A 23,819-nucleotide genomic window follows, 5' to 3' on the forward strand; every position below is an offset into this window, starting at 1 on the left:
CCGATATCCAAAATCCAAGATCCAAAATATCAGGCGTTTTGGAGGCTTGAAAGCATATCGGAGTATGCTGGCAGGACAAAAGGCCATGATACATCATGCAAACCATCTGCCTCCGGTATATTCAGATACCAATGGCCATGAAATTTATTTTCTTACCGGAAAGAAGTACCTCTACCAGACACTGTTTTGCATTGCATCCCTGAACCGGCAAAGTTCAGTGCCCATACAGTACGTGCTGGTGGATGACGGTAGTTTTGATACCAACCTCATTTCCCGGGTTCGGGCTAAACTTCCCGGTTGCCGGTTAGTTTTAGCAAAAGAAATTATGAGTAACCTTGAAAAGCAATTACCCGCCAGGGACTTTCCCATACTGCATAAAAAACGCGAAGAATACGCTCACATTAAAAAGCTTACCGACATCCACACGATATTGTCTGCATCACCGTATAAACTGGTTTTAGATTCGGATATGTTATTCTGGCAGCCACCTTTGGAACTTATTAACTGGATGCAAAAGCCTGCCAGTTCGGTTTATATGGTTGACTGCGAAGAATCCTACGGATATACCAAAAGTTTTATGGCTGAACTTTGCGGGCATATTATTCCCGATTTGGTCAATGTGGGTATTATCGGGTTAAACAGTACCACCATCAACTGGTACCATTTGGAACACTGGATCAAACGCTTAGAAGCACAGGAAGGTACGTGTTACTACCTGGAACAGGCTTTAACGGCCATGCTGGTAGCTGGACAAACAGCTGAAATACTTCATAAAAATAAATATATTGTTAACCCTGATATGAAAGAAATCAATCAACCACAAGCTATCATGCACCATTATGTCGATCTATCAAAATATGGATATTACACACTGGCGTGGCAGAAAATTTTCAGGGATAATTGAAGAAATTATGAGCATAGGAAAAATCGTCTATAAATATTTTTTTGCACCTACATTACCCATTCGATATAATCTCACTCACTTCGGTTTAAATGGCTGGATGAATATTTTACGTGGAGAACTACAAATGAAACAAGTTGCTACCCATATTCCTCCAATATTAACCTATCCATCTAAAGTACAGTTTAATTTTCTTACAGGTGAGAAGTATTGGCACCAAACTATTTTTTGCATCCAATCTTTTCTCAATAATAGCAAAAATGCCATAACCATAAATATATTTTCAGATGGCTCGCTGACTGAAAAGACAGTGGATAAACTTAAACGATTCTGTCCTTCAATTAATATTATAGCAGACGAGGATACTAATCAATATCTCAATGAAAAATTGCCAGCTCACAAATTCCCTTCTTTAAATTACTTAAGACATTGGCATCCTTTTTTTAAAAGAATGATTGATATTCATTCCCGGCCGGGATATCATATTCATCTGGACAGCGATATGTTATTTTTTCAAACTCCTCATGAGTTAATCCACAATGCTTTAAATGAAAGACCATGCTATATGATCGAGCAATTAAGTTACTCCTATTTTGTAGATGATAAACAAACGTTAAAAATTAAACATGGAATAGACCTGTTAGAGAATGTTAACGGTGGTATAATTGGTTATAAGGGTGATAATGTAAATTATGATAAACTGGAATTTTATGCAACCTTATTGTTAAATAATTATGCAGACAAAGGCCCAGCCAGAATAGAGCAAACATTAATGAGCATCATATTAGCGGAGCAAAAAGCAGTTGGCCTGGATAAAAATGAATATAAGATTTATTATAGTTCAAAGTTAGATAATGAAGCTAACACTTTAAAACATTATATTTTTAAAGCCAAGCTACCATATTTTTCAAGTGAATGGAAAAAAATAAGTCTGTAATAAAAAACGAATTAATTTCTGTTTGTATGCCCGCATATAATGCGGAAAAATACATTAGGGAAGCTATTAACTCCATATTAGTTCAAAGTTATACTAACCTTGAATTAATTATAGTTAATGACGGATCTACTGATCAAACCCTTTCTGTAGTAAAACAATTTTCAGATCCACGAATCAAGATCATTAATAGGGAGAACAAAGGTCAATGCGCTGCTGCCAACCTGGCTTATCAACACGCGACCGGTGAGTATATTAAATTCATGGATGCTGATGATATTATCTCCAGGGACTTTATTAAAAATCAATATGAGCTGATCAACGGCCATCCAACCTGGATAGCCTCCGCCCAATGGGGCCGATTTTACCATAATGACCTATCCACTTTTACATTAAACCCGGAACGGGTATGGAAAGATATGAAACCTATCGACTGGTTGGTGGAATCGTTACAAGATGGCCCCAATATGATGCAATGCGCCCTTTGGTTGATTCCCCGAAATATTCTTGATAGGACAGGACTATGGAATGAAGAGCTTTCGTTGATTAACGACTTCGAGTTTTTCATCAGAGTACTTTTAACCGCCGAACAAATCAAATTTTCTGATAAGGCTACCCTTTTTTATCGTTCAGGAATGCAACACTCGCTTTCCAGGCAAAAAAGCAAAAAAGCATTATTATCAGGCTACCTATCAACCAAACTGGGATGCGCTTCAATTTTATCCTTTGAAAATAGTGCCCGCACAAGAGAAATATGTGCAAACCTTTATCAATTATGGCATTACGAATGTTATCCACAACTTCCAATCGAAAGCCTGGAACTGAAACTGTTAGCAGATAATATAGGTGGTTCAAATCTCAAATTCGTTAGTGCAGGATATACGAGGGTTCTTGCTACATTATTAGGATGGAAGAGAACAAAATATATTAAATATCTTTTAGGATTTTAACTATCACGCCTTGATTTCCATTTGCATTCCGGTTTACAAAGCACAAAGTTACCTCAAGGACACACTTTATTGCTTATCAAGGCAGACCTACAAAGAATTAGAACTAATCTTAGTGAATGATGGCGACGGGTTAGATTATACTGCCATAATTGAAAGCTTCCCTCAACTCCCTATACAATATATTATACAAAAAAACGCCGGAGCCGGAGCGGCCCGAAATACCGCCTTTAAGTACAGCCGGGGTAAATACATTAAATTTTTAGATGCAGATGATTTACTTTCTCCCGACTGTATTGAACAGCAGCTTAAGCTGGCCGAAGCTAATCCCGGAAAAATTGTATCGGGCAAATGGGGCCGGTTTTATAACAACGATATTACGACCTTTCGGCTTTCGCCAGAAAGTGTCTGGAAAAATTGTGACGGGAAAACCTGGATTATCGAGTCCTGGTCGCAAGGCCCTAATATGACCCAACCCGGCATTTTTCTTATTCCGCGAGACCTGATAAACAAACAGGGCTTATGGCAGGAAGAGCTATCTCAGGGTCCCTGTGACGACATGGAATTTTATACCCGCCTAATCTTGTATTCAGAAGGAATTGCTTTTTGCCCTCAAGCTATCTTGTATTACCGTTCGGGACAAGCTAATAGCCTGTCCGGGTTAAAAAGTACTGTAAGTTTTGAATGGTACCTTGAAACGGTCAAACGCTCCGTGGGATATTTGCTTGAAAAATATCCTGCTGACAAGGCAAGCCGGCAGGCGGCAGCTATCCAATATCAGATTGTGGGCTACAAAGCGTACCCCTATAACCGGGCTGTCAGCAGGGAGGCCTTAAATGAGGCAAAAAAGCTTGGGGGTTCCGGCTACAGCTACCCGGCCGGCGGAATGACTCAATTTTTAAATAATATTTTCGGATGGAGGAATATTATCCGTTTAAAGCAACTTATTGGATACCCGAAGATCAATTAGCCCTCCTGACGAAGTGTATAAGTTTATAGGGTTATTAGTTTATGGCTTAACGTGTTCATAACCTTATAACCTCATCAACTTCTCAACCAACTAAACATGCGTCAAAAGCTCCTGCTCATCACCACCACCCACCTGGCAAAAAACCCCCGGCTGGTTAAGGAGATCTCCGCCTTTAAAGCTGTTTATGATGTGGAAGTTATCTATTTCCAAACTCGGCCCGAATATGTAAATTTTGATAAGCGGATCATTCGGGAACACCCGGAAGTGGTTTTTCGACCAATCGACTGGCGGCATAAATATTACCCGGCCCGTTTTTTTTATACCCTGTTACAAAAAATCGTAAAGCTGGTTTATCGCCTTACCAAACTTTGCATCTTACCAGAACAACAGTTGTTCCCAGGTTACCTACCTCTGCTCAAACAATGCTACCGATCTGATTTTCACCTGGTGCACGGGCATAACCCCGGCAGCCTGGCCGTGGTGGTACGGGCAGCTAAACAACAAGGCGCTTATGCCGGCTTTGATGCGGAAGACTTTCACCGGGGCGAATACCCCGGAAACAGCCCTGATGCTATACTGGTAAGCCGCATAGAAGACCAGTACATTCCACACCTGGACCTGTTTCTTACCGCCAGCCCCCTGATTGCCCGGCGCTATCGTGACCTGTATCCCGGTCAGGTTCCAACTGTTATCAACAATGTTTTTCCGGCAGCACAATTCAACCACCGCGAACAACCTGAGGAAGAAGCACTGAAGCTGGTCTGGTTCTCGCAAGTTGTGGGAATGGACCGCGGACTGGATGCTATTTTCCAGGCGCTTAATTACGTACCGGATATTCCGGTTACCTGTTATGTATACGGTGAATATACCGATGCAATCAAAAATCACTTTCTCCGGACATTGTCATCCCCTCACCATCAACTGGTGTTCATGGGGCTGGTCGATAATAATGTGCTGAATCAATCATTAAGCCGGTATGATGCAGGTATAGCCGCGGAAACCGGTCATACCGAAAACAGGCGGGTGTGCCTCACCAACAAAATATTCGCTTACGTTCAAGCAGGATTAGCTGTGTTAGCATCGGATACACCCGCACAGCAGGATTTTTTAGAGCGTTACCCCGGTATCGGCGAAATGTACCACCGCGATCATATTGATGAAATCGCCGCTATTTTAAAACGCTGGTATACCAACCGGGATATCCTGCGGCAATATCAGCAACAAGCCCGCCTGCTTGCTGCCGGGTCACTGAACTGGGAAGAGGAAGCTAAACGGTTATTGCAATTAAGCGGGGAAGGACTGCGCCGGAAAAGAAAACTGCACATTGTGCTAACGGTCGATCCGGAGATACCAGTCCCCCCCCTGCTATACGGTGGGATTGAACGCATGGTCTACCTGCTGGTCAATGGTTTGGTAAGCCGCGGACACCAGGTAACAGTATTTGCGAATCCTCTTTCAGACCTCCCGTGCCAGCTGGTTTCCTGGAAAGGGCACAAAAGCAGGCCCCTAATCGACACCTTACACAACATGCTGCAGCTTACCGGCGTCATCACAAAAGTACCTGCCGATGTAGTACATAGTTTCAGTCGCCTGGCGTACCTGACATTCCTGTTGCCGCGGGCATTACCCAAGCTCATGTCGTACCAGCGTGAGCCTACCCAGTCGCAAATCAGGAAAGCGGTACTGATCGCCCGTAAAAACAGCCTGTGCTTCACCGGCTGCAGCCGGTACATTACCCGGCAGATAACGCAGCTGGCACCAGCCCACACCATTTACAATGCGGTAAACAGTGATTATTATACCTTTAAGGAAACTGTTCCTACCGATGCTCCGCTCATCTTCCTGGGACGAATAGAATCTATTAAAGGTACTCACCTGGCCATCGAATTGGCTATCCGTACCGGCAAGCGCCTCTGGATCGCTGGTAACATTCCCCCCGAAGGTATCTCCTATTTTGCGCAAGAAGTTAAACCTTATCTCAATGAACAGATTGAATACCTGGGCCCGGTAAACGACACACAGAAAAATACCCTGTTGGGACAAGCGCTGGCCTTGCTGATGCCCATCCAGTGGGACGAGCCTTTCGGCATTGTGATGATCGAAGCGATGGCCTGCGGTACGCCGGTGCTGGGTTTTAACAGGGGAGCTGTTCCCGAAATTGTGGAACCGGGTATTAACGGTTATGTATGCTCTGATCTGGATGATATGGAGTACAAACTGGCGGAAGTCGCTACTATTGACCGGAAAATCGTACGCGAAAGTATGGTACAGCAGTTTTCTGCCGATGTAATCGTAGCGCAGTACCTTGAGCTTTATGAGGAAATGGCGAGGAATAAGGTTAAGGATGAGGTTGAGGATAAGACTGAGGTTAAGGTTAAAAGGTGAGGAGGTTATAGGGGTATAGGGTTATAAGATAATCATAGCATAAACCTATAAACCCATCGGCTTATAAACTGAGGGTGAGAATGAGGTTGAGGATAAGACTGAGGTTAAGGTTAAAAGGTGAGGAGGTTATAGGGTTAATGGATAATTTACAATGGATAATGGCTTTTGTAAACGAACAGCATAAACCTATAAACGAGGGTGAGGTTAAGGGGGAGAAGGTTATAGGGTTATAAGTTTATATGGACAATGGCTTTTGTAAACGAACAGTATAAACCGATAAACAAGGTTGAGAATGAGGTCGAGGGTGAGAAGTTTATGAGGTGAGAAGTTTATGAGTAAATTCATTACAACATAACCTTATCAACTTATAAACCTATATGCATTGAGGGTGAAGAAGTTATGGGCGGACAACCAACGAATAACGATAAACGAACATCGAAAGACGAACCACGAAACAACGGCCTGCATGAAGGGAATTATTGCCAATCCGAATATAGCGCCATACATTACGCAGAGTGTGCTGGCCTACCAGGAAGCCGGTTCGCTGGAGGGCTTTTATACCCGCTTTTGTTATCATCATGCTCATGCCCTCTCAACTTTTATGGCATCTTTATCGCTCCGGATCAAACGTGAATTAAAACGGAGGCAGGTACCTGAATTGAACCCTAAGCTCATCAGGCAATCTCCATTTCCCGAACTTTTACGGGTTTTCAGCGCCCGGTATGCACCTGCAGGATTGTCCGACAAGCTATGGGAATGGAGTGAGCTGGGTTTTGACCATTGGGTATCCGGGGAGCTCCATGCCGGTCTGGATTTTGTACATACCTATGAGCATGCGGCATTAATGACTTTGCAGACAGCAAAGCGCCTGGGAATATTAAGCATATATGAACAGCCCAGCCAGCATCATGCTTTTTTTGATTCTATCGTAAAGGAACAACTGCGGCAGTATCCTGAACTTGGCGATAGTACGACCCGTTTATTATACGACGAAAATGCCATACGCCGGAATACGCGACGAGACGAAGAACTACAAACTGCTGATATTATCTTGTGTAATTCTACCTTTACGCGACATACGTTGGAAGAGGCCGGCGTTGCAGGGGATAAAATCATCTGTATCCCGTATGGCTTTCCGGATGCGCTTACAGCCAAACCGGAAAAAACAAGAACCAGGATCCGTTTCCTATATGCTGGCAATTTAAGCCTGCGTAAAGGCGTTCATATCCTGCTGCAAGCCTGGAAAACGGCTGGTCTGGCAGAAGCAGAGCTTTTCCTGGTAGGTAAGTACTTACTTCCTGATTTCTTCAGGCAGGATCTGCCAGAGAATGTGCATTTTATTGAGAACCTGCCCCAGCCCGAGTATTTCCATATCCTGCAACAAGCCGATGCCTTCATCCTGCCTACTCTTGCAGACGGGTTTGGCATGGTGATCTCTGAAGCAATATCCATGGGTATTCCCGTGATTACCACCACCAACTCGGGGGGGCCGGATATTATCCGACCGTACCAGGACGGTATCCTGATCCCCCCCGGCGATAAAGAGGCCATCGTGCAGGCTTTAACCTGGTGTTATAATCACCCGGAAAAACTACAAACGATGGGTATCAACGCCCTGAAACAGGCACAAGCCTATCCCTGGAGTACATATCGGAAAAGATTGGTGAGTGAGGTTAAAGGTAAGGTTGAGGATAAGGTGAGAAGGTAATGAGGTTATAAGTTTATTGAATTGTGTACAGCCATAACCCTATCAACCTATAAACTGAGGTTGAGGGTGAGATTGAGATTAAGGACTGAAAAGTTATAAGTTTATAAAGGAAGATATGGCATAAACCTATAACCCCATCAACTTATAAACTGAGAGTGAGATTGCGAAAGTTATAGGATTACAAGATAGTGTAAAATCATCCCTGTTCAAAGAAAGATGAACAACAACAAACGAATAACGAGAGACAATCAACCACCGAATGGCTAAAATATGCTGGATTACGCCAGGGCATTTGAGTACCAGCCCAAGGTTGAGAAAGGAAGTTTTGGCTGCTCAGAGACAGGGTTACGAAACAACTGTTATTGCCACTCAATATATGCCTTATCTGTATGAAGATGATGCAGCGTTTATCAGGCAAAATCCGCAGTGCCGTGTCATCTTACTATCCTGGGGTAAAAGAGAATTTAAGGATCAATACAGGAAATATCTGAGTGGGCTCTTGCAGAAACTGACCATTGTTTTAAGTAAAATCATCAACAGTAGATTACTGAACAAGATTGCCTTAAACCGATATTATTACTGGCAATTAAAACAGGCCAACAAATGTAAAGCAGACCTGTATGTGGCACACAATTCAGGGGCTTTAGCTGTAGCTGCAGATGCTGCACGCTGTATAAGCTCGCGTTTTGCGTTTGATGCAGAAGATTTTCATGATGCGGAGAGCCACTCGCCAGATATTCTAAAATGCATAGAACATATTCAGAGACGTTATTTGGACCAGGCGATCTTTATTACTGCTGCCAGCCCTTTGATCGCTCAGGCTTACCAGGAAAAATACCAACTCGGCAAGATTGAAGTTATCCTAAATGTTTTCCCTAAAAACAATGCTGAACTCCAATTTAAAACGGCCAATAAACTTAGGCTATTCTGGTTTTCACAATATATTGGTAGAGACCGGGGTATTGAAGAATGTTTGCAGGCATTAGCTTTATTGAATCATGATAATGTAGAGCTTCATTTATTAGGTCTGCTCCATACGGAAGAAGAAAAATATTTTAATACATTAATCAAGAAATATCACCTAGAGGAAGGGCTTGTTAGATTCCACCCTCCTATATCAGAACAAGAACTTATAGAATTCACTGCCAACTTTGACGTGGGTCTGGCATTAGAAACCGGAGAGCCATATAACCGGGAGGTATGCCTGACTAATAAGCTTTTTGTTTACTTACAGGCCGGATTGGCGCTTATAGCGAGCAATACGTTGGCACAACGTACTTTTCTAGAGAAATGGCCCGATTGTGGATGGCTAGTTGATCTTAAAAATCATCAAAATCTTTCTGAAACCATTCAACTACTGATAGATCATCCAAACAAGCTTGAACAAGCAAAGCAAAAGGCCTATTACTATGGTGCTAACTATCTGAATTGGGAACGTGAACAAGAGAAGTTTATTTATTTAATCCATACATGCCTCAACCCAAAAAAATCATTATCGTAGCGCCGCATTTCCCTCCCTCCAACCTGGCGGCAGTACACCGCAGCCGGTTGTTTGCCCAGCACCTGCCTGACTTTGGCTGGGAGCCCGTTATTGTGACGGTACACGAACGTTATTACGAGGAGCAAACAGACCCTTATATCTGTGACCTGTTGCCCAGCGGGCTGCGTATTGAAAAGGTAAAAGCCCTACCGGTTAAACCGGTTAAGCTGGTAGGCGATATCGGGATACGGGCTTTTATACCTTTATTACAACGAATATTAAAGATTGCCAAGAAAGAACAGATCGACTTCCTTTATATACCCATTCCATCCAATTTTGCCGCTCTGCTGGGGCCGCTGGTACATCGCGTAACCGGTATCCCTTATGGCATTGACTATATTGACCCCTGGGTGCACCGCTGGCCTGGTACCGAGAGAACATTAAGCAAAGCCTGGTGGTCTATGAAGCTGGGCGAATGGCTGGAGCCCCTGGCTGTTAAAAAAGCAGCCTTAATCAGCGGCGTAGCTCCGGGATATTACGAGGCTGTACTTGATCGCAACCCAGGCCTCAGGAATACGGCAGTATGCATAGCCATGCCTTATGGCGGTGAAAAACGGGATAATGACATTGTAGCACAATTACAGCTGAAGCCTCACCTGTTTGAAAAAGAACCTGGAGTAAAAGATTTTGTATATGCCGGCGCTATGCTACCCAAAGCATTCCGTCCGCTGGAAGAAGTTATGAAAGTTATTTCGACGCACCGCCGGCAATTTGAGGGAGTACGTATCCACTTTATTGGTTCGGGCAAATCACCGGATGATACGGAAGGCTATAATATCCGCGAACTGGCTGAGCAGTACGGACTCTGGCATTCTGTTTTTTTTGAATATCCCCGGCGTATTCCATACCTGGATGTATTATGCCACCTGCATGCGGCCGATGGTACTTTTATATTGGGAAGTACGGAAGCGCACTATACACCGTCTAAGGTCTATCAATCGGTATTGAGTGGTAAAGCCGCATTTGCTATCCTGCATCAGGACAGTACTGCCTGTCAGGTTATTGAACAGAGCGGTGCAGGAACCGTACTCAGCTTTAAGGGAGAACCTGACATATCACATATTGCTGAAACCTTCCTGGCGAAATGGGCGGAATACCTCCGGTTGCTTGATGGCTTTGATACCGCAACGATTAACCAGGAAGCTTTTGAACAATATTCGGCCCGCAATGTGACGAGGATGCTGGCAAATGCACTAAAAAAGGTTTTTAAACACTAAAAAATGAGGAAGCATATTGGTTTTGGTTGTGTAACTCTTACTACTTTTCCCTTTAAACAACAGGCCATTCGATTATTAAACACTGTTTATGATCAGGGAATTACTTTATTTGATACGGCTCCTTTATATGGAAAAGGTTATTCTGAAAAGATCGTGGGGGAATTTTCCAGAGGGAAACGAGATAAACTTGTTATTAGTACTAAATTTGGCTTAGGAGATAATTTTGACAATAGAATACCTATTTCTGTAGCGTTATTTATAAATTATCTTAATAAATTGCGAAAGAGTAACTCATTCAAGACTATTATCCCGCATATTATACAATCTGAATCTTTACAATCTTACAGAAAGATTCAGAAAAACTCGATTCAACGAAGTTTAGAGCAGAGTCTCCATGCATTACGAACCGACTATATCGATAATTATTTATTGCATGAAGGATTACCTGGTTTCTTAACTGAAGATAGCTTAGACTATCTGTTCAAAATGAAGGAAAACGGAACTATTAAAAAATTAGGTATCGCATGTAGTTTTACAAACTTTAAACAGGAAAATAATTATCAGGATTGGGACATCCTTCAGTATGAGTTTATCCCTGATTTTAAAAGTAAATTAGATTTTTATAATCAACATACTGATAAACTACATATCTTTCATAGCATATTGAAACCACTTGCGCAAGGTATTAAATCAGTCGATATTTCTTCAGATGAATTGGCTGGTTTTCTATTAATGCACGCTATAATAAGTAATCCTTGCGGTAAGGTATTGTTTTCTACTACCAAAGAAAAAAACCTGATTAAAAATTTATCTGTACTTGATAAATACAAAAATATCCAACCAAATAAACTTGATAAGTTGATTCAGAATGCCATTTCTTGATCTTCATGACGATACAACTGCTGGTTTTGTGAACCAGACTTTTGATTATACAATTGTTGGTGCAGGTGCTGCAGGAATCTTGCTTTCAGTTAAGTTAAGTGAAGCCGGCTATAACGTATTATTGATTGAAAGTGGCAATTTTTATATAGACGATCATATTCAGAAATTAAATCAAGTGATAGAAAGTGGGAAAAAGATGGGGGGTGTTTCCTGGGGGAGAAAAAGAGCTATTGGTGGCAGTACACTTGCGTGGGGAGGACAATCTTTACCCTTTTCACCATTGGACTTTGAAAAAAGAGACTGGGTTTCAAACAGTGGTTGGCCCATAAGTTATGCCGAGTTGATGCCTTTTTACAAACAAGCTAATCAGTTTATGAAAATTGAAGGAATGGAATATGAGGGAGAACGATTATTTCACAAGATAGCACTTAGTGATCGCCCATTATTTGATCCTTCTAAACTTAAATATCATGTTTCAAAATGGGCCAGACAACCCAATTTTAAAACTCTGTATAATTCTGTTTTAAAGAAAAATGTCACAGTATTATTTCATGCTGTATTAGAGCATATTACTATAAATAACAACAGGGCTCAGAATATAACCGTAATCAATCACTTAAAAAAGAAATTTACGTTAAACGTCCGATATCTCCTTCTTACACCGGGTGGAATTGAGACAAATCGTATTTTATTAAACAATAATCACCTTATTAAAAATGAATCAGCCCGTTCTATATTAGGAACAGGTTTTATGGAACATCCCTGTATAGATATTGGCAAACTTTCTTCTAAAAAATCTTATAGGCTGCAGAGATTCTTTAATACTCATACTGATTGTCACAATAAAATTTCTATACGATTAAGTTTAGCCGAATCCCAACAAGTCCGAAACCAGTTATTAAATGGTTCAGCCATGGCATTTTTTTCTCTGCCAGAAAATGTCGAAAACCCCTATATTGCTATCAAACGTTTCTTAAACCGGTATGAAATCAAATACCTGAAAAGACTTCCTATATACAGTAAAGACTTAATACGTTCTGCTTATGCTTTAATATTTCACAAATTCTATTATAAAGCTAAAGCTGAAGCCAATATAAAACTAATGGTAGAACAGGAAGCTATACATACCAGTTTTATCAGTTTATCAGAAGTTAAAGATTATTTAGGACACCCCGTTCCAATAGTCAATTGGGATATATCACCACGCTCATGGCGTACCATTGTACAGATGACAAGCTTAATAAAAACAGAATTTGAACGGCTTAAATTGGGACAGTTACAGGTAAGAAAGGAAATTGATATTGATAATAAAGATTGGCAAAACCTAGTTTCGGATGTTAACCATCATATGGGAGGCACCCGAATGAGTGATTTGCCTGAAACAGGTATAGTTGATCCGAATCTAAAATTGTGGGGAACAGATAATCTCTATATTTGCAGTTGCTCTGTATTCCCTACATCTTCTCACTCAAATCCCACTCTTACTTTATTGGCATTAGCAGCGAGATTAAGCCATTTTTTAATACACCAAAATTAATACGGTAATGAGTATAAAAAAGAAGTACATAAAGCATTTGATATGGAAACTCACATCTGGGGGGAAGGATTATAATACATACAAGGTGCTTTCAGGACCCGCTAAAGGCGTGAAACTAAATTTAGATATCAGAAAAGAAGGGTCTTACTGGCTTGGTAACTATGATAATTGGATATTAAAAAAAATGCACCTCCATGAATTAATTAAACCGGGTTTTATCGTTTGGGATTGCGGTGCTTACGTGGGATATTACACAGCAATCTTTCGGAAATTGGTTGGTGAGAAGGGACAGGTAATCACTTTTGAAGCATCAAAAAGTACATATAGCAGACTTAAAGAAATACCTATACTTAATAATTGGGGAAATGTTACGATTAAACATTGTGCTGTTGGCCCTGATAATTCTGAAATACAATTTGTTTCAAATCTAAATGGCAGCAATGGTCCGTACGGTTTATCGAAGCAGTATAAGGAGGATATTCATGAACTTGAACTTGAAACTGTAAAGTGTTACGGTATAGATGAACTCGTTTCACAAGGTTTACCAAAACCTGATTTAATTAAGTTCGATATTGAATCAGCTGAGGTATATGCTTTAATGAACGGGCATAAGCTCTTCACTGAAAAGAAACCGATATTATTTCTTGAATTACATGGAAAAGAAGCTTTTGAAACAACGGCCTTATTTTTGGAGAAATATAAATATTGTGCAAAAGATATAGCGCACTTTAACAATCCAAGTAAGGCGGTCTGCTCATCTGCACAAGAGCTTTTGGCTATTGGCTATATTCCTCACATGCTAATTTGCTGGCCACAAATAAAAGCATGAGACTTGCTATTGTCATTACCCATCCCATCCAGTATTACGCTCCGCTTTTCCGGTTGCTGGCCATGGAAGAACGATTAAGCATCAAGGTATTTTATACCTGGGGGACATCGGTATTGCAAAATAAATACGATCCGGATTTTGGCAGGCACATTACCTGGGACATTCCCTTATTAGATGGATATGAATATCATTTTACCCGCAATATTGCCCGGCAACCCGGATCCTCAGGTTTTTTGAGGATACAAAATCCTGACCTTGCCGGAGAGATCGAGGCCTGGCAGGCAGACGCCATTCTGCTAATAGGCTACGCCTATGCCGGTCATGTGAAGGTATTACGATACTTTAGTGGGAAAATACCGGTATGGTTCCGCGGAGACTCCACCCTGCTGGATGAACAATACAACTGGAAAAGTCTGCTCAAAACGGTTTTATTGAGGTGGGTGTATAAGCACGTTGACAAGGCCTTATACGTGGGCGAAGAAAACCGGCGGTATTTTAAACGCTATGGCCTGAAAGACGATCAACTGGTGTTTGTGCCGCATGCCGTCGACAACGAACGTTTTGCCGCTGATAGAACAACGGAAGCGACAGTATTGCGACAACGATTGGGTATCTCAGACCAAGATGTTCTTATTCTGTTTGCCGGTAAACTGGAACCTAAGAAAGACCCACAATTGTTATTGGAAGCCTTTATTGAGGTTAAGGATAAGGCTGAGATTAAGGTTGAGATTGAGATAAACAAATCAACAAGTCGACAATTCAACAAAGACGAGGCCGAGGTTAAGCCTAAGGTTCACCTGTTATTTGTCGGGAATGGCGTTTTGGAGGAAAGTTTAAAGTGGAAAGTGGAAAGTGAAAAGTTAAAAGATGTGCATTTCATGGATTTCCAGAACCAGCAGTATATGCCGGTAGTTTACCAGGCCTGCGATCTGTTCTGTTTACCTTCACAGGGGCCGGGTGAAACCTGGGGCCTTGCGGTGAATGAAGCTATGGCTGCCGGTAAGGCGGTACTGGTTTCAGATAAGGCAGGTTGTGCCCATGATTTAGTCAGGCGGGGGGATAATGGTGAAGTCTTTAAAGCCGGCGATAAGAACGCATTAATAAGTGCCCTGAATAGCCTATGTATCAGTAAATCCAGATTACGAATTATGGGAGGGCGTTCCAGGGAACTGATTAAAAGCTGGTCGTTAGGTGAACAAGTTAAAGCTATTTTAAAACAACTGCCTTGAAAGCTGAAATTTGTGTGATATTGCCAGTATATAATGGGGGTGATTTGCTTGAACAATCTATCCGATCGGTACTGAAGCAGGATTTTGAGAATTTTGAATTTTTAATTTGTGATGATTGTTCGACGGATAACAGCTATGAGCGTATAGTAAACCTGGTTCAGCATCTCAATTTTGTAAAAATATACCGCAATGAACGAAACCTGGGTTTATTTAAGACATTAAATAAGCTTATTCATGAAAGTACTGCTCCCTTGATTCATTTATGGTCGCAGGATGATGTCATGAAACCACATTGTCTTTCTTCCACCCTTACTTTTCATCGGCGATATCCTTCCATTAGCATGAGTTACTCAGGCAGGGATATTATTGACCAAACCGGGAAAGTATTACAGCTTAATAAGCGAGACGGGACTCCGGATATTATTCCCAAAGAATTATATGCAAAGACATCCTGTTATTGGGGTTGTATGCCCGGCAATATAGCCAACGTTACACTTGTGCGGGATGTGTTAAATCAAACAGATCTGTTCCGGGAAGATATGAGCGTAAGCGGGGATTTTGAGCTCTGGACCCGTCTGGTACAACACGCTCCAATCGGTTTTAACCGTGATGCCAATATTTTTCTGCGTGAACATACAAACCAGTTAAGCAGGCAATATATCAGCATGCTTTACCGGATAGAGGAAGATATTCTGATTATGCAATCATTATTAACCATGGTTTCCGCTGCTGATACGAAAAAAGTATTGCGCTGCTGGAAGTGGAAAACACAAACGATGTATTTCAATGAATTAGTGTTTCTGTTTTATAAAAAACAATACATGCTTTCCCGCAGCGGTTTCAGGCTATTATCAGAGATTGCCTTTTTGCCGGCATTGTGTTACCGCTGGCTTTTGATTAAAATTTTCCGGGTATTACGTATAGAAATGTGGTTTTACCGGAAAGTGCTGAAAACTTTAAACTGATAACTTGCCTTTAATCCCACATAATCGCCTTCCTCTTTTAGATAGTCTGCGCGGGCTTGCCGCATTGATTGTTGTGGTACATCATTATATGGTTTTTAATGGCGAGGTAGTGCAGCGTCAGGTGGCTATTCCTTTCGTAAGGATCCTGAGCTTTATATCTGAGCAGAATACTATAGCAGTTTTGTTTTTCTTTGTGCTTTCGGGTTTCTGTATCGCCCTGTCCCGGCAAGGGAAATGGCTTTTGGGAAAGGAAGATACTAATCTCTATCTATACCGGCGGTTTAAGCGTATATTGCCGGTCTATTGGTTAGCCTTATTACTTTCCATATTTATTGGGTTATTATCGGGTACCATCCATCAAAGTGACTATTCGTTAAAAAATCTTATTGGAAATCTGTTGTTTCTGCAAACTTCTAAATATGCTACATCTTATTGGTTCTCCCCTTATGGCAATAATGGCCCTTTGTGGTCATTAGCGTATGAGATGTTTTTTTATCTCTTCTTTCCTTTTTTCTCTTTTTTGATACTGCGCATCCGGATATTGCGTTCAGAAAATGTGCAGTGGATCGTGCTAGGTGTATTTTCTATTACAGGAATTCTGGTTAACCGTTACGTTGGTTTTATGCCACTGATGGCTTTTCTGACTGCTTTTATTATCTGGATAGCAGGCTTTAAGGTTGCTGTAGATGTTTATTGTGCCCGGCGTCCGGGACAATCCTGGTTACTGATATTTTTCCTATCGGTTTTACTGATCACCAGCAGGCAATATATTCCGTCCGCATCCATATATGAAATTGCTCAGGGTCTATGTATCGCAGCTATCCTGTATGGCCTGTTTAAGCTTAATGCCTGTTGGAAATCATCCTTAAAGAATTCCTTAAAAAAAGGATTTAATTTTTGTTTTAACCATATAGGGCATGGTAGTTATGCACTATACGCCCTGCATTACCCGGTATTCATTATCATGCAGCATTACCACGTATCAGCTATAACACAAGCAGGTATTATATTCATTATGCTATTTTTGTGCCCCATATTGGAAACCTACTTAAGCCGACAGGCTTTTTCACGAATCCAATTACTGGTTATGCCTAAGTTGGGGAAATAATATGAATAAATTCAGATCACCCGGGAAAGAAGGTACCGCTATTTTTGTTTTAGGGATTATTTATGCCATTATGAGCTATAATACCCTGCTGACTATCAGCGCTATCATTGTACCGTTTATTCTGATGAAGCTGGTCTGGCGAAAAGGAGATTCACCCATTTTGTTTTTTGCCCTGCTTGCGCAATGGGTGGCCGTAAGTATCAAGGTTTTCTATGCCAACTATACAGGTGTTGATTTTATTACGGTACATGACTATCCTGAACATATAGAGGCCGCTTTTTATCTGGGCTTGATCGGTTTAATCGCCCTGGCTATCGGTATTCATATCCAGTTACGAACACTTAACCTGGAAGATAAAGGAACATTTACTATCAGAGAAAGTGATTATAATTATAGTAAACTGCTCAGAACTTACCTGATCTGTTCCTTTTCTTACCCTATACTCTATGCACTATCATTTACGTTAGGAGGCCTGCAACAGCCGCTCAGTAAGTTTGTTGAATTTAAATGGGCCATATTTTTCCTGTTCATGCTCTATTCTTTCAATACCGGACGCTATAAGTTGTTTATCCTGGTAGCCTGTTACGATATTATCATCAGCCTGACCGGTTATTTTTCGGGATTTAAGGATTATTTCTTCGCCCTGTTTATCGGAATGATCATTGTGTTTGGAAAACGCTTAAAACCCAAACATATTATTCCACTGGCTCTGATACTTACTATCGGAACTTATTTCCTGATGATCTGGCAGCACGTAAAACCCGAGTATCGCAAATTCCTGTCTGGTGGGGCGGAAGCCCAGATTTCGGTACGTGGTACGCAAGAATCGCTGGCCAAATTGCTTAGCTTAGTACTCGAAACTGACCAGGAAGGCATTGAAGATGGTTTTGAATATACAGTAGCCCGTCTATCCTATATTGACTTCTTATCTGCCACAATGAGTAATGTACCTGAAAATGTACCTCATACAAATGGGAAATTATGGACAGGCGCATTTACACGTATCCTGCAACCTCGCTTATTGTTCCCTAACAAGGAAGTGATTGATGATTCAGAGAAGGCCAGTTTGTATACTGGAACAGAATTTTATGGTGCTGATAAGGGTACTTCAGTAAGCCTGGGTTATTTTGCCGAAAGCTACGTGGATTTTGGAATGATAGGTATGCATATTATCCTGCTGGTATTCGGTTTTATTATTGGCTCTATCTATAAATTTGTTATCCAGGAATCACCAGACATTGTGGTGGGTAGTGCACTGGTATTGCCCATGTTTTACGTAATTAATAGCTTTGAAACAGCACTGGATAAAATTGTGGGAGCCTTATGTATGTATTTTGTAATGTACCTGTTAGTCAAAACCGTATTTTTAAAACCATTGCTCAACTACTTGAAATCATAGCTAAAAAACATGAGTGAATTCAAGATCAAGGAGATTATGAGGTAATGTTTTTATTACATTATCGTGCAATGGACATACCTAATTAACAGATTGTTTAATTGATTAACCAGAAAATACCGGTAATTCAAGGAAGGATTCAACAATTAAACCAGCTATTGTCTCTCATCCATTATTACATAGCTCAGCGAACAACAAATAACGCACACAACCTTGCATATCATCCAGATCAACGCTTCCTATAAGCCGGCTTATATCTACGGCGGTCCAACCATGTCGGTTTCGCGGCTGAGCGAAGCGCTGGCCAAAGGTGAGGATGAGGTTAAGGTTGAGCAGGACAAGGGAATAAACAAATTAACAGATCAACAGATTAACAAGGATGAGACTGCGATTGAGGCTGAGGCTGAGATCAAGGTTGAGGATAAGGTTAAGAATAATAGTAAAATAAACGCATCAACAAATAAACAGTTAAACAAAGCCGGAGTTGAGGACGAGCATAACAGTGCAATAAACTCATTAACAAATAAACAAATAAACAATCTACACGTTGAGGTGCTCACAACTACCGCCAACGGCTCCACAGAATTGGAAGGCATAATACCGGGTAAACAGGTGTTTGTTGACGGGGTACCGGTACGTTATTTTAAACGCCTCACGAAAGATCATTCGCACTTTAGTCCGGCGTTGCTGTGGCACCTGCATAAACAGTTACAAAGACGCACCATTAATCAATCACCAAATCACCCCATCAACAATACCGGAAGCGATACCATTATTCACATTCATGCCTGGTGGAACCTGGTTTCGGTATTTTCGGTTGCAATAGCTTTATGGCACAGCTACCCGGTAATTCTGTCGCCCCGGGGGACGTTGAGCACCTATTCATTCTGCAACCGTAACAGTCCGGTAAAAAAGCTGTTTCACTATTTTATCGGCAAACCGCTGTTACAGCGCTGCCATTTTCATGTTACCAGCGAGAAGGAGAAACAGGATATCTGTAGATTGCTTGATCCCAAAAGCATTAGCGTTATACCGAATTTTGTGCTATTGGAAGAGGGGCAAGAAACCGGAAATAAGAGGCAAGAAACAAGAAGCAATAAGCAAGAGATATTCAGACTTGTGTTTCTGTCCCGGGTTGAAGAAAAGAAAGGACTGGATAAACTATTTGACGCGTTAGCATGGTGTAACCGGCCCTGGGAACTGGCTATTGCAGGCGACGGACAGCCAGGTTACCTGGAACAATTAAAGTCGCAGGCCGCTGCCCTGGGCATTGACCAGCATATCCGCTGGCTGGGCCACCTGGGACAGGAGGAAAAATTTACCGTATTGCAACAACACGACTTGCTGATTTTACCTTCGCACGATGAGAATTTTGCCAATGTGGTCATCGAGAGTCTTTCTGTGGGCACAGCTGTCCTGATCAGTACTAACGTTGGTCTTGCAGACTATGTACAGCACAAACAATTAGGATGGGTCTGTGAGGCTAAACCGGAAATTATAGCACAGCATATTGTGCAAGCTATGGAAGATATCGCTATGCGAACCCACATACGGGAAGCCGCCCCGGATATTATTCGCCGGGATTTTGATGAACACGTGCTGGTGAAACGATACCTGGCAATGTATGAGGATGCTTTGTCAGGATGAGGTGGAGGATAAGGTTGAGGTTGAGAAGGTTATGAGGTTATAAGTTTATGGGTAGCTCACTACAACATAACCCTATCAACTTATAAACCTATAAACTGAGGGGCTGGATGAGGACGAGGTTAAGGTTAAGGAGATTATGGGGTGATAGTTTATGAGTAAATTCACTATAACATAACCTCATCAACTTATAAACCTATAGCCTGAGGGGCTGGATGAGGACGAGGTTAAGGTTAAGGGGGTTATGGGGTGATAGTTTATGAGTAAATTCACTATAACATAACCTCATCAACTTATAAACCTATAAACTTGCGGGGCTGGATGAGGACGAGGCTAAGGTTAAGGAGGTTATGGGGTGATAGTTTATGAGTAAATTCACTATAACATAACCTCATCAACTTATAAACCTATAGCCTGAGGGGCTGGATGAGGGTGAGGCCGAGGTTGAGAAGGTTATAGGGTTATGAGATTATAAATGAAACGAACAGCATAAACCTATAAACTCATTAACTTATAAGCTTCGTAGGGTTGAGAGGGTTATGAGATTATAAGTTTATTGACATATTATTAATTGGAATCCAGATACTTCAACAACTAAACGATTCAACAGTTAAACATTTCCTGGTAACTTATAGCCAACCTTATAAACTTATAATCCCCTAAACCCGCTACATGTCGGCTTATCACGATTACGGTTTTTTCAATGAAGATGCTGCACATACGCATGCTTACCTGGAACAACCACTGCTTAAATTGTTGGGAACCAATAAATCTCAATATATACTTGATTTAGGATGCGGTAACGGAGCAATGGTTCGTTTTCTGCTTAAACAAGGTTATATTGCATACGGAACCGACGCCTCTGAGCAAGGCATTGCCATTGCCCGGAAACAGCACCCGGAGCACTTTGCAGTGCAGGACTTATCTACCGACGATTTGCCCGGGCAGCTTGCTGAAATTCCGTTTAATACCATCATATCAACCGAAGTGATTGAACACCTCTATGATCCGCGGCGTTTTATTGCTTTTTGCCGGAAAATACTTTTGCAGAATGGCGGCGGTAACCTGATACTTTCCACTCCCTATCATGGCTATTTGAAAAACCTTGCTTTAGCCATAGCCGGGAAATGGGATGCACATGCCAACCCGTTATGGGACGGTGGCCATATTAAGCTATGGTCGCGGAAAACATTGACACAGGCGTTAGAAGAGCAGGGCTTCACCGTAACAGATTTCCTGGGATGCGGGCGCTTTCCCGGCCTCTGGAAATCAATGATGATCAAAGCGAGGATTGAGGTTGAGGGTGAGAAGGTTAGGAGGGTATAAGTTTATGAGTAAATTCACAATAACATAACCTTATCAACTTATAAACCTATAAACTGAGGGTGAGAAGGTTATGGGGTGATAAGTTTATCAACAGATACATTGTTGCAACATAAATTAACACTATCTTCAGCCATGAACTATAAGCTATTAACTATCCGCTATCTATATCCATGCCTGATTTTTCATTCATCATATTAGCCTATAACGAGGAGATACACCTTCCGCGGTTGTTTAAGTCTATCAAAGGGCTTAATGCCGATATTTTTGTACTCGACTCTGGCAGTACAGACGCTACACCTGCTATTTGTGAACAGTATGGGGCAAAAATAGCCGTACATCCTTTCGAAAATCATCCTAAACAATGGGACGTGGCTTTAAAGACCTTCCCGGTCAGCACACCCTGGGTAATCGGTCTTGATGCCGACCAGGTAGTTACACCTGAGCTATATCAACAACTTAGCACGTTCGGCGATGCACAGTACCAGGGCGTTAATGGCATTTATTTTAACCGTAAAAATTTCTTCAAGGGAAGCTGGATAAAATACGGTGGCTATTACCCGAAGTACCTGCTCAAAATGTTTCGTTACGGTATTGGTTACTCGGATCTGAATGAGAATATGGATCACCGCTTCGTAGTGCCTGGAAATTCCATCATCTGGAAGCAAGGCCATATCCTGGAAGAAAACCTGAAGGAGAACGAGATCAGCTTCTGGATCAATAAACATAATCGTTATAGTGATCTCGTTGCTCATGAGGAAATAGAACGTTTACAGAAACTCCGCACACAAACTATACGACCACGCCTGATGGGCTCGCCGGATGAACGTATCGCCTGGCTCAAACAGATCTGGTGGCGATTGCCACGCTTTATCCGTCCGTTTTTGTATTTTACCTACCGGATGGTCTTTCAACTGGGTATACTGGATGGCAAAAATGGTATATTATTTCATTTTTTACAGGGCTTCTGGTTCCGTTTAATTGTAGATGTGAAGATTGAAGAATTGCTCCAAGAGTCAAAAGTGAAAAGTGAGAAGTGAAAAGTCAGGTGTAGGTTGTACATATGAAATACTCAATCATTTTTCCTAAAATATTGTTATATTTATAATATGATAAGGACTATTTTAAAACCTACACAGGCTACGCTTCAATTACAACTTCCGGAAAACTTAATTGGAAAGCTAATTGAAGTCATAGCTTTTGAAATAAAAGAATCTGAATCTGGGACAGAACAACAACTTGAAGAATTAAAGCCTTCGCAACTGAGAGGCTTTTTATCAGCCGAAAGTTCTGAGGCGATGCATCAACATATCCATAAAAGTAGGGCAGAATGGGATATCTGATAGACAGCAATGTCTTAATAGATTATACAGCAGAGTGTTTTAACCCAGAGCAACTTGTTGCTCTGGACGGAATTTTTGACCATTCGTTCAATATTTCGATTATCACCAAAATTGAAATACTGGGCTTTAATAGTATACCTGAAGAAGAGCAAAAAATGTCTACCTTTCTTAAGCTAGCAACTATTCTGCCACTCACAGATGATATTGTAGACACCACCATCACTATCAGGAAGAAAATTAAAATTAAAACTCCCGATGCTATTATAGCCGCAACAGCTTTGGCTCAAAGATTAACGCTTGTTACCCGTAATATTAGCGATTTCAGACGTATTGAAAATTTAGAGATACACAATCCATACGCTTAAGCAGCTCATAAAACACCTTTGCAGAAATGCAACATGAAAAACGCTGTACAACTCAAAAAGAAATTTGATACCAAGGATTATCAACCCGGAGCATCTGTATTCAAACAGTTGCTCTGGTATTTCACCAGCTGCCTGTTTTTCCGTTCGGGATTAATCCCTTTTAGTAGTGTTTTAGCATTTATCCTGCGTTTGTTTGGCGCCCGTATTGGCCAGGATGTACGTATTAAACCGTACGTACATATTAAATATCCCTGGAAATTCACGATGGGTGATCATTCCTGGATTGCCGAATGTTTTATCGAAAACCTGGATGATGTGATCATTGGCCGGAATGTATGCGTATCGCAAAAAGCGGTTTTAATGACGGGAAACCATAATTATAAAACGGAAGGCTTTGACCTGATGACCGGAAAAATTTTTCTGGAAGACGGCGTATGGATCGGTGCCGGAGCCATGGTCTGCCCGGGAGTGCATTGTTATTCGCATGCCGTACTTGCTGCGGGCGCTATAGCAACCAAAGATCTGGAAGCTTATAGTATTTACCAGGGAAATCCTGCTGTAAAGGTTAGAGATAGGGTGATTGATTGAAAAGAGAA

Annotated in this window: 21 protein-coding genes; all 21 read left to right on the top strand. The window is 41.4% G+C overall.

What is annotated here, in order from left to right; all coding sequences use genetic code 11:
• Window positions 1–46: 46 nt before the first annotated feature.
• The 21 genes from FW774_RS03900 to FW774_RS04000 all read left to right on the top strand — a co-directional run bounded on the left by FW774_RS03900 (window position 47) and on the right by FW774_RS04000 (window position 23,811).
• The gene (locus FW774_RS03900; protein WP_149346820.1) at window positions 47–904 is read left to right on the top strand and encodes a glycosyl transferase; all 858 of its coding nucleotides are present in this window, start codon (window positions 47–49) and stop codon (window positions 902–904) included.
• Entirely contained in the window at window positions 858–1,838 is a 981-nt protein-coding gene (locus FW774_RS03905) for a hypothetical protein (protein ID WP_149346821.1), read from the top strand. Before FW774_RS03900 ends, FW774_RS03905 begins: the two co-directional genes overlap by 47 nt.
• The gene (locus FW774_RS03910) at window positions 1,817–2,785 is read left to right on the top strand and encodes a glycosyltransferase family 2 protein (protein WP_149346822.1); all 969 of its coding nucleotides are present in this window, start codon (window positions 1,817–1,819) and stop codon (window positions 2,783–2,785) included. The genes FW774_RS03905 and FW774_RS03910 overlap by 22 nt, the downstream gene beginning before the upstream one ends.
• 10 nt (window positions 2,786–2,795) lie before the next feature.
• Complete coding sequence (locus FW774_RS03915) at window positions 2,796–3,752, top strand: glycosyltransferase family 2 protein (protein WP_149346823.1); 957 nt, start codon at window positions 2,796–2,798, stop codon at window positions 3,750–3,752.
• Between the two features lie 96 nt (window positions 3,753–3,848).
• Complete coding sequence (locus FW774_RS20590; RefSeq protein WP_242457707.1) at window positions 3,849–6,137, top strand: glycosyltransferase; 2,289 nt, start codon at window positions 3,849–3,851, stop codon at window positions 6,135–6,137.
• 466 nt (window positions 6,138–6,603) lie between these two features.
• Window positions 6,604–7,845: a glycosyltransferase family 4 protein gene (locus tag FW774_RS03925; RefSeq protein WP_149346824.1), complete on the top strand. Its 1,242-nt coding sequence runs from the start codon at window positions 6,604–6,606 to the stop codon at window positions 7,843–7,845.
• Between the two features lie 259 nt (window positions 7,846–8,104).
• On the top strand, window positions 8,105–9,346 hold the full coding sequence (locus tag FW774_RS03930) for a glycosyltransferase (protein ID WP_149346825.1): 1,242 nt from the start codon (window positions 8,105–8,107) through the stop codon (window positions 9,344–9,346).
• A complete protein-coding gene (locus FW774_RS03935) occupies window positions 9,316–10,602 on the top strand; it encodes a glycosyltransferase family 4 protein (RefSeq protein ID WP_149346826.1) in 1,287 nt (428 codons plus the stop codon). The genes FW774_RS03930 and FW774_RS03935 overlap by 31 nt, the downstream gene beginning before the upstream one ends.
• 3 nt (window positions 10,603–10,605) lie before the next feature.
• On the top strand, window positions 10,606–11,484 hold the full coding sequence (locus tag FW774_RS03940) for an aldo/keto reductase (protein WP_149346827.1): 879 nt from the start codon (window positions 10,606–10,608) through the stop codon (window positions 11,482–11,484).
• Window positions 11,471–13,021, top strand: a complete 1,551-nt coding sequence (locus FW774_RS03945; RefSeq protein WP_149346828.1) for a GMC oxidoreductase — start codon at window positions 11,471–11,473, stop codon at window positions 13,019–13,021. The genes FW774_RS03940 and FW774_RS03945 overlap by 14 nt, the downstream gene beginning before the upstream one ends.
• Window positions 13,022–13,028: 7 nt before the next feature.
• Window positions 13,029–13,850, top strand: coding sequence for an FkbM family methyltransferase (locus FW774_RS03950; RefSeq protein WP_149346829.1), 822 nt, complete (start codon window positions 13,029–13,031; stop codon window positions 13,848–13,850).
• Window positions 13,847–15,079, top strand: a complete 1,233-nt coding sequence (locus FW774_RS03955; RefSeq protein WP_242457708.1) for a glycosyltransferase family 4 protein — start codon at window positions 13,847–13,849, stop codon at window positions 15,077–15,079. Before FW774_RS03950 ends, FW774_RS03955 begins: the two co-directional genes overlap by 4 nt.
• Window positions 15,076–16,044 carry a glycosyltransferase family A protein gene (locus FW774_RS03960; protein WP_149346830.1) on the top strand — a complete coding sequence of 323 codons (969 nt, stop codon included), beginning with the start codon at window positions 15,076–15,078 and terminating at the stop codon, window positions 16,042–16,044. Before FW774_RS03955 ends, FW774_RS03960 begins: the two co-directional genes overlap by 4 nt.
• A gap of 4 nt (window positions 16,045–16,048) precedes the next feature.
• Window positions 16,049–17,152: an acyltransferase family protein gene (locus tag FW774_RS03965; protein WP_149346831.1), complete on the top strand. Its 1,104-nt coding sequence runs from the start codon at window positions 16,049–16,051 to the stop codon at window positions 17,150–17,152.
• Window position 17,153: 1 nt separating this feature from the next.
• Complete coding sequence (locus tag FW774_RS03970; RefSeq protein ID WP_149346832.1) at window positions 17,154–18,551, top strand: hypothetical protein; 1,398 nt, start codon at window positions 17,154–17,156, stop codon at window positions 18,549–18,551.
• Between the two features lie 210 nt (window positions 18,552–18,761).
• A complete protein-coding gene (locus FW774_RS03975) occupies window positions 18,762–20,195 on the top strand; it encodes an XrtY-associated glycosyltransferase XYAG1 (RefSeq protein WP_149346833.1) in 1,434 nt (477 codons plus the stop codon).
• Between the two features lie 669 nt (window positions 20,196–20,864).
• Window positions 20,865–21,518 (top strand): class I SAM-dependent methyltransferase, encoded by a 654-nt coding sequence (locus FW774_RS03980; protein WP_149346834.1) that lies wholly within the window; start codon window positions 20,865–20,867, stop codon window positions 21,516–21,518.
• Window positions 21,519–21,688: 170 nt separating this feature from the next.
• Window positions 21,689–22,555 carry a glycosyltransferase family 2 protein gene (locus tag FW774_RS03985; protein WP_149346835.1) on the top strand — a complete coding sequence of 289 codons (867 nt, stop codon included), beginning with the start codon at window positions 21,689–21,691 and terminating at the stop codon, window positions 22,553–22,555.
• A gap of 69 nt (window positions 22,556–22,624) precedes the next feature.
• On the top strand, window positions 22,625–22,858 hold the full coding sequence (locus tag FW774_RS03990) for a hypothetical protein (protein ID WP_149346836.1): 234 nt from the start codon (window positions 22,625–22,627) through the stop codon (window positions 22,856–22,858).
• Window positions 22,846–23,223: a type II toxin-antitoxin system VapC family toxin gene (locus FW774_RS03995; protein ID WP_187774799.1), complete on the top strand. Its 378-nt coding sequence runs from the start codon at window positions 22,846–22,848 to the stop codon at window positions 23,221–23,223. The genes FW774_RS03990 and FW774_RS03995 overlap by 13 nt, the downstream gene beginning before the upstream one ends.
• A gap of 33 nt (window positions 23,224–23,256) precedes the next feature.
• A complete protein-coding gene (locus FW774_RS04000) occupies window positions 23,257–23,811 on the top strand; it encodes a WcaF family extracellular polysaccharide biosynthesis acetyltransferase (RefSeq protein WP_149346837.1) in 555 nt (184 codons plus the stop codon).
• Window positions 23,812–23,819: the final 8 nt, after the last annotated feature.

Origin of the sequence: Pedobacter sp. BS3 (assembly GCF_008274585.1) — a bacterium.
Classification (GTDB): domain Bacteria; phylum Bacteroidota; class Bacteroidia; order Sphingobacteriales; family Sphingobacteriaceae; genus Hufsiella_A.

What these genes read in the sequence shown, in the direction of transcription:
- FW774_RS03905 (WP_149346821.1), top strand. Translation starts at nt 858, where the DNA reads ATGGATATTACACACTGGCGTGGCAGAAAATTTTCAGGGATAATTGAA.
- FW774_RS03910 (WP_149346822.1), top strand. Translation starts at nt 1,817, where the DNA reads ATGGAAAAAAATAAGTCTGTAATAAAAAACGAATTAATTTCTGTTTGT.
- FW774_RS20590 (WP_242457707.1), top strand. Translation starts at nt 3,849, where the DNA reads ATGCGTCAAAAGCTCCTGCTCATCACCACCACCCACCTGGCAAAAAAC.
- FW774_RS03925 (WP_149346824.1), top strand. Translation starts at nt 6,604, where the DNA reads ATGAAGGGAATTATTGCCAATCCGAATATAGCGCCATACATTACGCAG.
- FW774_RS03930 (WP_149346825.1), top strand. Translation starts at nt 8,105, where the DNA reads ATGGCTAAAATATGCTGGATTACGCCAGGGCATTTGAGTACCAGCCCA.
- FW774_RS03935 (WP_149346826.1), top strand. Translation starts at nt 9,316, where the DNA reads ATGCCTCAACCCAAAAAAATCATTATCGTAGCGCCGCATTTCCCTCCC.
- FW774_RS03940 (WP_149346827.1), top strand. Translation starts at nt 10,606, where the DNA reads ATGAGGAAGCATATTGGTTTTGGTTGTGTAACTCTTACTACTTTTCCC.
- FW774_RS03945 (WP_149346828.1), top strand. Translation starts at nt 11,471, where the DNA reads ATGCCATTTCTTGATCTTCATGACGATACAACTGCTGGTTTTGTGAAC.
- FW774_RS03950 (WP_149346829.1), top strand. Translation starts at nt 13,029, where the DNA reads ATGAGTATAAAAAAGAAGTACATAAAGCATTTGATATGGAAACTCACA.
- FW774_RS03955 (WP_242457708.1), top strand. Translation starts at nt 13,847, where the DNA reads ATGAGACTTGCTATTGTCATTACCCATCCCATCCAGTATTACGCTCCG.
- FW774_RS03970 (WP_149346832.1), top strand. Translation starts at nt 17,154, where the DNA reads ATGAATAAATTCAGATCACCCGGGAAAGAAGGTACCGCTATTTTTGTT.
- FW774_RS03980 (WP_149346834.1), top strand. Translation starts at nt 20,865, where the DNA reads ATGTCGGCTTATCACGATTACGGTTTTTTCAATGAAGATGCTGCACAT.
- FW774_RS03985 (WP_149346835.1), top strand. Translation starts at nt 21,689, where the DNA reads ATGCCTGATTTTTCATTCATCATATTAGCCTATAACGAGGAGATACAC.
- FW774_RS03990 (WP_149346836.1), top strand. Translation starts at nt 22,625, where the DNA reads ATGATAAGGACTATTTTAAAACCTACACAGGCTACGCTTCAATTACAA.
- FW774_RS03995 (WP_187774799.1), top strand. Translation starts at nt 22,846, where the DNA reads ATGGGATATCTGATAGACAGCAATGTCTTAATAGATTATACAGCAGAG.
- FW774_RS04000 (WP_149346837.1), top strand. Translation starts at nt 23,257, where the DNA reads ATGAAAAACGCTGTACAACTCAAAAAGAAATTTGATACCAAGGATTAT.